The organism is uncultured Chitinophaga sp. (assembly GCF_902168175.1).
Classification (GTDB): domain Bacteria; phylum Bacteroidota; class Bacteroidia; order Chitinophagales; family Chitinophagaceae; genus Chitinophaga.
In genome coordinates this window covers 183,742-196,578 of record NZ_CABHOU010000021.1, presented here as the reverse complement: position 1 = coordinate 196,578, position 12,837 = coordinate 183,742, and the positions used below count along the sequence as shown (strand labels likewise).

General features: G+C 46.8%; 8 protein-coding genes. All 8 read left to right on the top strand.

Translation table 11 applies throughout. From position 1 onward, the window contains the following. Positions 1–289 precede the first annotated feature (289 nt). The 8 genes from QZT80_RS02945 to QZT80_RS02910 all read left to right on the top strand — a co-directional run bounded on the left by QZT80_RS02945 (position 290) and on the right by QZT80_RS02910 (position 12,624). Complete coding sequence (locus QZT80_RS02945) at positions 290–907, top strand: RNA polymerase sigma-70 factor (protein ID WP_367112846.1); 618 nt, start codon at positions 290–292, stop codon at positions 905–907. After that, positions 900–2,027, top strand: a complete 1,128-nt coding sequence (locus QZT80_RS02940) for a FecR family protein (RefSeq protein ID WP_295117406.1) — start codon at positions 900–902, stop codon at positions 2,025–2,027. The genes QZT80_RS02945 and QZT80_RS02940 overlap by 8 nt, the downstream gene beginning before the upstream one ends. 62 nt (positions 2,028–2,089) lie before the next feature. After that, on the top strand, positions 2,090–5,728 hold the full coding sequence (locus tag QZT80_RS02935; protein WP_295117403.1) for a SusC/RagA family TonB-linked outer membrane protein: 3,639 nt from the start codon (positions 2,090–2,092) through the stop codon (positions 5,726–5,728). Positions 5,729–5,752: 24 nt separating this feature from the next. Then, positions 5,753–7,243, top strand: coding sequence for a RagB/SusD family nutrient uptake outer membrane protein (locus QZT80_RS02930; protein WP_295117400.1), 1,491 nt, complete (start codon positions 5,753–5,755; stop codon positions 7,241–7,243). 22 nt (positions 7,244–7,265) lie between these two features. Continuing rightward, a complete protein-coding gene (locus QZT80_RS02925) occupies positions 7,266–8,081 on the top strand; it encodes a hypothetical protein (protein ID WP_295117398.1) in 816 nt (271 codons plus the stop codon). Positions 8,082–8,178: 97 nt separating this feature from the next. Continuing rightward, positions 8,179–10,317, top strand: coding sequence for a carboxy terminal-processing peptidase (locus QZT80_RS02920; RefSeq protein ID WP_295117395.1), 2,139 nt, complete (start codon positions 8,179–8,181; stop codon positions 10,315–10,317). A gap of 59 nt (positions 10,318–10,376) precedes the next feature. Then, positions 10,377–11,561: a TlpA disulfide reductase family protein gene (locus tag QZT80_RS02915; protein ID WP_295117392.1), complete on the top strand. Its 1,185-nt coding sequence runs from the start codon at positions 10,377–10,379 to the stop codon at positions 11,559–11,561. A 79-nt stretch (positions 11,562–11,640) separates the two neighbouring features. Continuing rightward, entirely contained in the window at positions 11,641–12,624 is a 984-nt protein-coding gene (locus tag QZT80_RS02910; RefSeq protein ID WP_295117391.1) for a TlpA disulfide reductase family protein, read from the top strand. Positions 12,625–12,837: the final 213 nt, after the last annotated feature.

Genomic DNA, 12,837 nt, shown 5'->3' with positions numbered 1-12,837 from the left:
GGGGCTGACCAGGAAGCAATGGTCGGCCCTTTTTTGGGCATATATGCGTTTAAAGCCATTTCTGCCCTATTCCGACGTTGGTGTGATCATTAAAAACCCTTGTCCATAGTTAGTTTGAGAAAAAAAGTAGATTTTTTTGAAAAAAACACCCATTCCCCTTCACCCTTTTTTCACCTTTTTCCGCCTGTTGTTTAACAACCAGGTAGAACGACGGATTGTCATGTGGAATAATATGTAGAAAATTATCAGGTAATTGTCAGCACTCATGTGCATAGCCAGCGGATAGCCGATGAACGTAATAAATCCGGAATATTTCATACTTTGTACAGCTGAGAAACACAGCACAAAGGCACTTATGCATCAACCAAGATCAAGTGAGGTTGTTTCCTTTGAGGAACAATTCAGGGTTCATTATATGTTATTGTGCACGGTGGCATTTTATATCGTGGAGGATAATAACGCTGCGCGCGACATCGTGCAGGACTTTTTCCTGTACTGCTGGAATAAGCGAAATGATATCAATATTACACACGATTTTAAAAGTTATGCCGTACGTGCCGTGAAGAATGCTTCGCTCAGTTACCTCGAGAAGTCTGGGAAGGTACAGCTGGAAGAACTGACGGTAATTGAAAAGCTGACCGGATATTTTCCGCAGGAGGAAGGAGACGAACAGGATTCGCGCAACGCCGCACTATGGGCAGCCGTTTCCAGGTTGCCGGAGCAGCGTCGTAAGATCTTTTTGATGAGCAGCCAGGAAGGCCTCCGCTATAAAGATATCGCCGCCAACCTGGGTATTTCCATCAACACCGTGAAAACGCAAATCAAACTTGCTCTGCAGTTTTTGCGCAGCGAATGTGGTTGGATGATCAAATTGTTAGCTCCCCTAATTTGTTTTTTTTATGCTTGAGAATAACGACGATAAAAATATTGATTGGGATAAGCTGACAGATCTGCTAGACGGGCAAAGGCCCCTTGCGGATTTAACAGAAGAAGAGTTACGTATAGTGGCCGCTGCGCGGGAAATGAAAGCTCGCATGGCCCAGCCGGGCGTTTCTGTAGAAGACGGTTGGCAGCGATTTGATGCACAAAGGAGAAAAGGACGTGTGGTGCGGATGACTAAGCTGGCTGCTGCGGCAGTTGTAGCAGTGGCCATTGGTGCGGGCATCTGGATGATGCAGCCTGCGAAACAAGGTACACAACCGGTGCAACTCGCCAACGCGAGGCCTTCGGGCAAAGTAAAGCTGAAACTGGGCGATGGCCGCAGTATCACTTTAGGCGGAGCGTCACAAACGATACAGCATGGCAACGAGGCCACGATTCAGGCTGGCAGCACATCGCTGGCCTATGCGGGCGGCAAAGCCGATGGGCCGGTAGTTACGATGGATACGCTGGATGTGCCAAGGGGCCTTCAGTTTAGCCTGAAACTGGCGGATGGAACGCAGGTATGGCTCAACTCCGATACGCGACTGAGTTACCCGGCGGTTTTTGCAGGCAAAACCCGCGAGGTATACGTAGAAGGGGAGGCGTTTTTTGACGTAACAGCCAATGCTTCGCGACCGTTCATTGTACACGCAGGCAATAATGCCCTCAAAGTATTAGGCACCTCTTTCAATGTAAACACATTTGAGGAAGCTATTACTACAACACTCACTTCAGGACGTCTGCTGGTGGCAGCAGATGAACAACAGCAGTTGCTCAATCCCGGTGAACAAACCAGTTATAGTGGCGGACTGCTGGGTAAACAAACAGTAGACACGCATATTTACACGGCCTGGAAAGACGGCGACCTCTTTTTTGAAGACGCCACGCTGCTGGATATCAGCCGCTACCTGGCCCGCAACTATGATTATAATATCGAATTTACAGATACATCACTGAAATCGCTAAAACTTACGCTGGATTTGCGCCGGCCCGCAGACCTGCAGGATGCGCTGGAACTTATTCAAAAAGGCTTAGGCAATATCAGCTTTAGTGTGCATAACAAAACGGTACAGATCAGTAAGCTGTCCGGCGGGAAGAATCAATAATAAACAGAGGAAACTCTCAACCAAAATTTGCACGAGTAACTACTAAAAATCAGCATTCGTATATGATGAAACGTATGGGTTTAATCTTTCTGCGGAAAGACAGGATGTTCCATGCCCCGTTATTAAGATTTGTATTGCTGCTCGGCTTTTTGCTGGCTGCAGGCAACGGTTTCGGGCAAAACGGAGGAGTGCTTTCCCAGAAAATCACCTTCAGGGCTAATAAGGCGTCTATAAGTAATGTGCTGAAACAGGTGCGTAGTCAGACGAAGGTGCGGTTTACTTACAACAGTGAGTTAGTCGGCCGTCAGCAGCCGGTTACCATCAACGTTACAGAAGTTACGCTCCGCGAGTTTCTGCAACAACTGTTATCTAACACGGGCTTGCAGTTTGCCGAGGAGATGGGTGGTATTCTTATTTATGAAAAGAAGGAGGAGACCATTGCTCCCGGTAGTAAGTTAACAGTGGTAGTGCGCGGCCGTGTTGCCGATGAAAAGGGCGATCCGCTCGCGGGTGTAAGCATCCGCGGGCTGGAGTCGCAGGAGATGACCACTACCGGCGCGGACGGACTATTCATGTTAATGGTAAATGAAAAAGAAACGGTGAGCTTTTCCCTGATCGGCATGAAAACCTACGCGTACAAAGCGCTGACCACCAACAATTCGTTACTGCAAATTAAAATGGACCCGCAGGTAAGCGACATACAGGAAGTCGTGGTGAACGGGTACCAGAAAATCGATCCCCGGTTATCAACTGGCTCTTACCTGAAACTCACGGCCGCTGAAATATTACAACCCGGCGCACCTTCCATCGACAGGATGCTGCAGGGCAAAGTGCCCGGTCTGATGATCCTCAACACTTCGGGCGGGGCTAATGCCAAACCCACCATGCGCATCCGCGGTACCTCCACCATCATGGGGAATGCTGCGCCGCTGCTTGTGATAGACGGTATGATCCGCCCCGATCCTGCAAAGATCAATCCTGCGCAGCTCACCAATATTATGAACGACGCAGCTTCATCCAACTTCGACATGCTGGGCAATGCCTTCAGCGGTCTTAATCCCTTCGATATTGAAAGCGTGAACTTCCTGCGCGATGCAGCCGCCACTGCTATTTATGGTACGCGTGCCGCCAATGGAGTGATCGTGGTAACCACCAAACGTGGAAAGGCCGGTAATACGCAAATTACTTACAATGCCAACGCATCATTCCAGTCGAGACCCAGCTATCGTAATCTGGAACTGATGAACTCTAAAGAAAGAATATTGCTGACGAAGCAACTGATCGACGATAATGTACTTTTTTTAGCCACCACCAGTGGTTTTGACGAAGAGTATTCTTACGCCGGCCTGCTAAGAGCAATGTATGGCAGAAGAATTACAGAAGACGAGTTTTATCAGAAAGTAGGCGAACTGGAGACAAAAAATACCGATTGGTTCGGTGAATTATTTCGTAACCAGATCAGCACGCAACATTCATTGAGTATGAGCGGGGGCATAGGAAAAACAACTTATTATTTGTCTGCGAACTACGGCGCTAATAATGGTGCCGCAAAACTGGACGGTAATAAAAAGTACGGCGCCAACCTGAATATACGCACCGAAGTGGGTAAAAGAATAACCCTGGATGTTAGCCTTGCCAGTAATGTACTCAACACGACCGGCTATTATGGAACTGTAAACCCGCTTACCTATGCATTGCAGACCACCAGAACGATAGATGCCGATCAAATGTACCCGATTGGCAGGCAGGCGGCTTTGGGAACCAGTACCGCAGATCTTACGCAGTACCCCAACCTGTATTATTTCAATATGAACAACGAGATCGCGCATTCTGAAAATAATGCCGCTCAACGTTCTACCACCTTAAACGTTTCGCTGGACTATAAGATCGGGAAAGGGTGGTATTTCAGAAATTTATCCAGCATCATATACGATAATATGAATGGGTTTACGGCGGCCGATGAGCAAACAACGGCTATGAGCCAGATAAGAAGCTGGGCTTATGGCGACACGCCAACGCCTTTTCAATTTCAAGTTTCGAAGTTGCCTGCCGGCGGTATTGCCCAGATGACCACGCAAAGCAACAGGACCTGGAGCACGCGTAACAGTCTGGATTATTCAAGATCGCTTTTTAAAGATCGTGACCAACTGAACTTTACCCTTGGTAATGAAATACAAAGTCATTTTTCTGAGAGTTTCCTCTCCATACAACCAGGATACTTCCCTGAGCGTGGAAAGGTTTTTTATGCAACAGACCTCTCCCGCCGCGAACTAAGCAAAACCAGGCTCCTGGAAGAATTAAATAACACGGTATCTTATTACGCTACGGCCGCTTATAGCCTGATGAACCGTTACGTGCTCAGTGGTACAATAAGGTCGGATGGATCTAACCGCTTCGGGCAGTATTCTAAATCTAAATTCCTGCCTAACTACGTAATATCCGGCCGTTGGAATACGGAGGCCGAAAAATGGTTCCCTACCAACGGGCCATTGAGTGGTATGCAGGTAAGAGTTTCATGGGGTACACAGGGCAACCTCGTAGAAGACGTGGGCCCCGACCTGGTGGCTACTTACGAGGAACAGGGTAATGCCACTTCAATATCCGTGGTGCCGCTCCTGCGTATCAAATCGCTTCCATATCCCGATCTCAGGTGGGAGAAAACCTACCAGCTGAACGTGGGTACCACCCTCGCTTTTTTTAACAACAGAGTAAGACTGGGATTTGAATACTATGATAAAAAATCGGTGGATGTACTGGAGAATGTAAAGATTCCCTATGAGTACGGGCAGAATATGATGTACAGGAACGGCTCTGAACTCTATAACAAAGGAGTGGAAGCGATGCTTAACATGGATCTGATCAGGAAGAGAACTACTACCTTGAGCGTCACGCTGAATACCAGTCGGAACCTCAACAGGAAGGATGAAAATAATGTGAGTGATGATTACTATTCCTTATTTACTGGCGCGGGAAGCCTGGCCGGAAGACCTGTGAGCGGTTTCTATTCTTATGTCTTTAAAGGATTGAACCATAACAGTGGCCTGCCAATGTTCGATAAATTGGACCGTGCTACTAAAACGACGGATCCTAACGAATTCCTGGTTTATTCCGGTCAGCGGCAGCCGAAAGCCAGCGTAACAATGATACCAACCTTCCGGTATAAATCGTTTACCGTCAACATGCTGGTTTATGTCAGCCTCGGCAGCACCAAACGCCTTAATACACCATTTGTTCAGACCAACTCCACTAATAATGTCCCGGCGCCCTTTGCCAACGTAGGCAAGGCATACCTCGACAGGTGGCGGAAACCAGGGGATGAAGCACACACGAATACCCCGGTTCTTATCGATCGGGTACCAATGTCCGAATATCTCCAGATCCCTTATTACGCAGGGGAAACGGTCTATGGGTATAGTTATGATATCACGGTGAACCCGATGACGGCCTATGCCAGTTCTGACTACTTCGCCGTTAAAAACAACTATCTCCGTTGCAATTATATCAACCTGGGGTACAACGTGCCCGGTAAAAGGCTTATGGGTAGTGGAATTAAAAACCTGGTGGCGGGATTTACCGTCAATAATCCTTTCGTCATTGCCAACAGCAGGCTGAAAGGACAAGATCCAGAAATCGACGGGGTAGGAACAACCGCTTTGCCCATTACCCGGCAATATGTGTTAAGCATAACGGCAGGATTTTAATAATACTCTTTTCAATCATTCTATATGAAGAAATTGATTTTAATAGTTTTGGGGGTATGTGGTCTGGCATCCTGCAAAAAGTTTCTGAGTGAATACTCACAATCAGATGTAAAACCTAAAACGACTGCCCATTATGGTGAAATATTGCAGTCCGATGGTTATCCCGGTCGCCTGGAAACATTGCAGGCCTGGGCTATTTTCCTGGATGATGATGTGGAAAGTTATAGCGGCCCTACGTTAGCAGGTAGTGGCCTGGAGCGCCAGCCATCCAGTATTTACCAATGGCAGCCGAATATGTCGACCCGTGCCCCGGCCGATGGCTTCGGAGCGAGTTTTAATACCTGGGCCAACTACTACGAGTTACTGCTTGGCGCCAATGTGGTATTGCAATTTATTGATGATGCAGAAGGCCCCCGGGAGGAAAAGGACCGGCTGAAGGGACAGGCGCTTACATTACGGGCGTTCTACCATTTTATGCTCGTAAACTTCTATGCCCGTCCTTACAACGATTCTACTACCACGCCAGATAAAATACCAGGCATTCCCATCAGGACATCTGCTAACCTTTCTGAGGCATTGCTGACCAGAAATTCGGTGAAAGAGGTATACGATCAGATTGGAAAAGACCTGGATACAGCAGTTTTGTTGCTCGATAAATATAAAATCGTTGAGAAAAAGACAGTAATCTCGCATGTAGCTGCTCACCTGCTGGCTAGCCGCGTGGCGCTTTATACTGAAAACTGGGAAAAGGCCATTTTTCATGCAGACAAAGTGTTGGCAGCCTCTCCTCAGCTGATGGACCTTAATACCTGGGGTGGTTTTCCGAATCCTGAAGAGAAGCCGCTGGTAGGGCCGTCTAACGTAGAAAGTATCTGGTGTTATGGTTCTTACCTGGAGAAAACAATATCTCCGTTTGCCGAGGCTTATGACATCTCGCACAGCCTTGCAAATACATTTGACCCGACAGATCTGCGAAGCCTTACAGGTTTCTATGTGAATCCTCCTGAATTTAAATTTCTGTTTGCACCCGATTTTACGCAACAGAAGGATCTGCCTTCTTACGTGACTTCAAAAATGGACTACCTCAATTCATGGAGAAGTTCAGAAGCCTACCTCAACAGGGCTGAAGCATATATTCAGTTGTATAAAAAAAACGGAGACGCAAATGCAGCCGCCCAGGCGCTGAAGAGCCTCAATACCCTCCGAGCCAACAGGATAGAACGCAGTGCCTATCAGGACTGGACAATGATGCCTGCCGATCAGCTTTTGCAGCAATGCCGGGAGGAACGCCGGCGGGAATTATACCTTGAGGAAATGCATCGGTGGTTCGACCTGCGCAGATATGGGATGCCTGCTATTACACACGTGTACCGGCCCGACGAGCTTACAACCCTGCAGTACGTACTGGAGAAAAGAGACTTGCAATATGTGATCCCGATCCCGCAGGAAGTAATGGAGCGTAATCCCAGGCTAACACAAATACCGCAACTCACAGGCGAGCGTTCACCGAAATAACCATCACATTTAAAAGCGTTTTATGAGACTATATTTTTTGATGATCATATCGGTGGTGATGCTGTCCTGTAACAAGGAAGCAGCGCTTACGCCATCAGACTTCGGCAAGTTATATACCCTTCCGCAGGGAAATAACAGCTATGACGATTCCATAATGGCCTGCTATAACAAGTACCAAACTTATATTTTGTACAAGTTCACTCAGCAGGACTACGTCTATAACTACATCGAGCTGAAAACAGACAGCGCGTTTGTGGCGAACCCGTTGTATATCAGTGCGGCGCTGCGTTTCCTGCATACGGAATTACTGAATGTATATCCCGAAAGTTTCCTGCAAAAAACAATGCCTTTTAAGATTTTGCTGGCCGCTTACCTTGGCTCGGGAACAAACAGAAATCCGAAAGGATTTGCCAGCACAATCAGTATGCTGGCCATAGGGTGGGCAGATAGTGCACTGGCCCAAAAAACACCTGCAGAACTTAAACTGCTGCGGGGCTATATGCATCGCTATTATAATGAAAGAGCTTACCGGGTAGATTTAGTGAAAGTGCCCGCAGAATTTGCCGCACTGGCACCCGCGCTCTACGGCTCTGTTAATGCCGCTAACAAGTATAGTTTGGGCGTACTGGATCCGCACGGCAATGACTTAAACCTGGCCAGCGATTTCCTGAGTTATATAGAAGTTATTACCAGCCAGAGCAAGGCGCAACTCGAAGCGGGCATCCTGCGTCCTGCAGTGGATACCAAAGGACTGATCAGGAAGAAATATAACATAGTGCTCAACTATTTCCAGACAGGATTTGGTGTGGACCTGCAGGCAATTGGTGAGCGGCCTTAATTTCCGTTCATCATTTTTCCGCCATCACCTTCACCCTTTTTTTAACTTTTTTCGCCTGTTGAATACACACTGATTATTTCGATTTAATTCTTTGCATATGAATAAGCTTAAAAGAGGTAAATATCTCTTAATGACCGCGTATGCCCTGTCGGCAGGGTTTTATGCCGCCGCGCAGTCGCCCGAAGATCCGAAAGCAGTGCCTGCCTATCGCGGTGCCGTGATCAGTTCCATGATGGACAGGATAGAGCAAAAACATTTATATCCAAAGCCGGTTGATGATACATTCTCGGCAAACGTGTGGAAACGTTTTCTGTCTACACTCGATCCCAATAGTGACATCCTGTTACAGGAAGATGTGGACATGCTGGCAGCCTATAAAACGCAGATCGACGATCAGTTGCGCGCTGGTAAGCCCGATTTCTTTGAAGCCGCCTGGAATGTCTATCGCAAACGTCTTATGGAGGCGGAGGTGGATTATAAAGAGTTGATCGCCCACCCATTCTCCTTCGATAAAAAGGAAACGGTAAAGCACATTCGTAAAGAGGAAGCGTTTTCAGTTGACAAAGCAGCAAGAAAAGAATTGTGGCGCAAACTGCTGAAGTATTACGTGCTTCGCAATTACATGGAGATTTCCATCGCTGCCGACAGTGATGCACTGGCAAAGTCCTTCAACAGGGAAACCGAAGTTAAGGCACGCGCTAAGGTGAAAAAATATTACGATGATATCTTTCACGATGCGCAGTCCAAACGTACGGCTGATGAAAAATTCGACCTGTTTATGAACGTAGTGGCCATGGAGTTTGACGCACATACGATGTTCACCGGTCCTAAAGATCGTACGTTCAACGAGATGATCAATAAGCGCTACTTCGGGCTGGGTATAGAACTGGAGAATAAGGAAGGCGAATACTATGTGAGGCGCCTGTTGCCTGGAGGTCCTGCCTATATGAGCGGCGTCGTAAAAGAGAGTGACCACATCTTATCCATTTCAAATGCCCAGGGTGAAATGATGTCGATAAGCGGTATGCCTAATATCGCGGTAGTGAATATGATTCGCGGCGAGAAAGGTACTTCTGTAAAAATGCAGCTGCAACAGGCGGGCGAGCAGGCCAGAACCGCAGTGGTGAGAAGGGATGAGATCATTGACACGGAAAATAAAGCGAAAAGTGCGGTAATCGAGAAGAATGGTAAACGTTTCGGCTTTATCAGGCTGAACGATTTTTACTTCGACGAAACCGGCAATCCCATGGAAGGATCTGCTGCTGATATATCCCGTGAACTGACTAAGTTGAGAGACGAAGAAGTAGAAGGCATTATCCTTGACCTCCGCAGCAATGGCGGGGGGGCGCTGAACGAGGTTGTTAAAATGTGTGGTAGCTTTTTGCCCGGATCGGCCATATCATGGCTCAGAGGCAAAACGGCACTTAACAGATATGGTACCGCTAATGCCCAGGCATTTTATACAGGGCCGTTAACGGTGATGGTAGACGAGTCAAGCGCATCTGCATCGGAAATTTTCGCAGCGGCTATCCAGGATTATAAAAGAGGGCTCATCGTAGGTACAAAAACCACTTTCGGTAAAGGTACCGCCCAGCAAATGGTAAACCTTGGTAAATTGGGAGATTCCACCCGGGGTACCGAAGACGTACGGTATGGCAGTATGCGCCTGACTATAGAGAAGTTTTACCGCACCTCCGGCAGCTCAACCCAGCTTAAAGGCGTTAGCTCCGATATAATAATGCAAAGCCGTATGAACTGGCAGTCTGTAATGGAAACGGATTATCCTTCCGTAATGTCATATGACAGTGTGAATGTATTGCCATATATACCAGTAAAACCTACCACTGATTTTGCTGCCGTTATTCAGAAAGCCCAGGCGCGTATTGCGGCCAACCCAATGTATGCAGGTGTAGAAGAAGCTAATCGCCGGTTGAAAGCACTTACGCAGGAGCCGGCTGCGCTGGACCTGGAAGGCTTTAAAGCACAACACCGGCAATGGTACGATAATACCAAAAAAATACAGGCGCTGCGCGAATTGCCTGCTGATAAAACGCTCCAGGTGATGCTCACCACAAATAGGAATATTAATCCGTTACTGCGGAACGATGCGGAAAGAACCAAAGTTAACAAGGACTGGTTACAGAAGATCGCAAAAGACGTATACGTGGCGGAAACAATTTCCATACTGGAAGATATGATTGCGAACCCTGTACCAGCAACAATAGAAAACAAATAGGAACTGTATCACTTTCACCTTACAGGCCGATACGCTTGTAAATAAAAAATGGATTAACAATGAAGAAAGTATTTGTAGGCATACTCTGCCTGAGCAGCACGGTCGCTTTAGCCCAGGATAAAAAAACAAAATTCAGTACACAGAAACCTGAACCCGCAGCGGTGATCACTGGCTGGCTGGAGCAGGCGCCCAATGACTCTATCGTGGCGCTGTATGAACCTTATTCGGGCGACACGGCCTCTGCCATCATTAAAGATCATAAGTTCCAGTTGCGCATGCCGATGAGCAAAGGTGGCAGCATGTACATTCTGCAGATTGGCAACAACATCGAAAAGACCGGTATGGTCCTTTACCTGGAAGATGGTAAAATGGATATTAAAGGAAAGGGGGATAATTTTAAGACGGCTAAATTTTCCGGGGCCAAATACGTGAAGGAATGGCAGGAAGTAGGTGCTATTACAGATCCCTTCAGCGGGGATGGTAAAAAGCTGGCGGACCTTGAAAAAAGATACCATGACGCCGTCGCCGTGGGCGATGAGGATGTATCTTCCGCGTTAAAGGAGCAAGCCAATGTTGTGGACGCCAGGATGAAAGACACATTAAAAAGGTGGATAACCGCACACCCTAATTCTGGTGTTTGCGGCTATATCCTGACAGCTTATTTTTTAAACGATAAAAAATTCATTGACTCTGTATACGACAAGCTGGGTGAGCACGCGCAGATGCAAAGAGTTATGCAACGTTATAAAAAGCCGGGCTTAATAGATCCTTCGCCAATTTCAGTAAAAATGGGCGATGATGTGGCCCCGGAAACACTTGGAAAGGTGAAAAAAGGAGCGCCTGCGCCTGACTTTGAAATCAAAGACCTTGCCGGTAATACAGTGAAGCTTTCAGACTTTAAAGGCAAGTATGTGTTCATCGATTTTTGGGCCAGCTGGTGCGCTCCCTGCATCGCTCAGGTTCCACACATGAAGGAAGTAAATGAGAAATTTAAGAATAAGAATTTCCTATTCATGGGCGTGTCGTTGGACACTAAACATGAGGGCTGGGAAAAATCGGTTAAAAAGAATGAGCTTAACTGGTTGAACGTTTCTAACCTGAAAGGCTGGGCAGAGCCGGTAGCAACGTTGTACGGCGTTCGCGCCATTCCATCCAATGTATTGATTGATCCTGATGGAAATGTAGTAGCAAATGATCTGGCCGGCGATGCACTGATCAAGAAACTGGAAGAATTACTTAAATAGTTAATGGTCAACCTTCGGCAACAGCACATTTTACGTGCTGTTGCCTTTTTTTTGCTTACCGGTTAAATTGTAAATCAATATGAAACGCATCATACAACTTTTACTGTCGCTGATGCTGCCACTATGCAGCTTTGCCGGCGATGGATTTATTATCAAAGGAAAGGTAACCGGCATTATCAGCGGGTATGTATCTGTGATAGTAAATAACCGTGCGGATGGTTCACCAGTGCATCCACCAATGCCGGAAAAGGTACGTATTGTAAACGGCGAATTCACATATGCCGGCACAATAGACCGGCCCGATTGGGTGACACTGAAGATCAGTACCAAAAGCATACCGGTATTATTGGAAAATGTCAATTACGAGATTAATTGCAGCTTTGATTCCCTTAAGGCAGACAAACTGAAAGGCGGTTTGATGAATGATCATTTTCAGGCTTACCAGAAAAGTTTGAAGAAACCGTTGGAGTACGTACTGGAACATCCCGATCTGGAATTTTCGGCCTGGATGGCTTACTTCTATCTCACGTCGCTGGAAGATTGTACGATGGCGGAAAAGGCATTGTCATTCCGCGCAAAAGCCAGTCCCAATGGTCAATTATTTATGTACAGGATGGAGACTTTCAGAAAAACGGCGGCAGGTACAACTTTTCCGGCCCTGAAAATGACAGGTACGGATGGTAAGGCGTTTAATGTCGCCGATATGAAAGGTAAGGTAGTGGTGCTAGATTTCTGGGCGTCGTGGTGCACGCCATGTATTGCTTTTATTCCGAAGTTGCGTGAGCATTACAGGAATTTTAAAGACAAAGACGTAGTATTCGTAAGTGTTTCGGTAGATGATGATGTGCGCAAATGGCAAAACGCCATGGCAGAGCAGGCGATGGAATGGAACCAGGTATTGGCCGACGGTGCATTCAGAAAAGGTGAGGGAATTCAGCAGATGTTTAACATTTCCAGCATTCCATATGTGATTATAGTAGACAGGCAAGGTAAAATCGCCGCTTCGCTGGATTACATCGGCAAAGAAACGCTGAAAGATGTGTTAACGAAGCTTATTCAGTAAATGTAAATTCGATAATTGAAACGCGGGCCTTTTTACAACTTAAACTGCCTGTAGTATTCAAGTTTTTAAAATAAAAGGCTTCCGCGAGGGAAGCCTTTTTATTTTGCTCACAATCCCGGCATACCGGATTAATGGTGTATTTGCTGGATTTAGTGATCTTCCAGACTGATTGTCTGGTTATATGCTTTAGTTAGCAAACTGCTTTGCGAACTT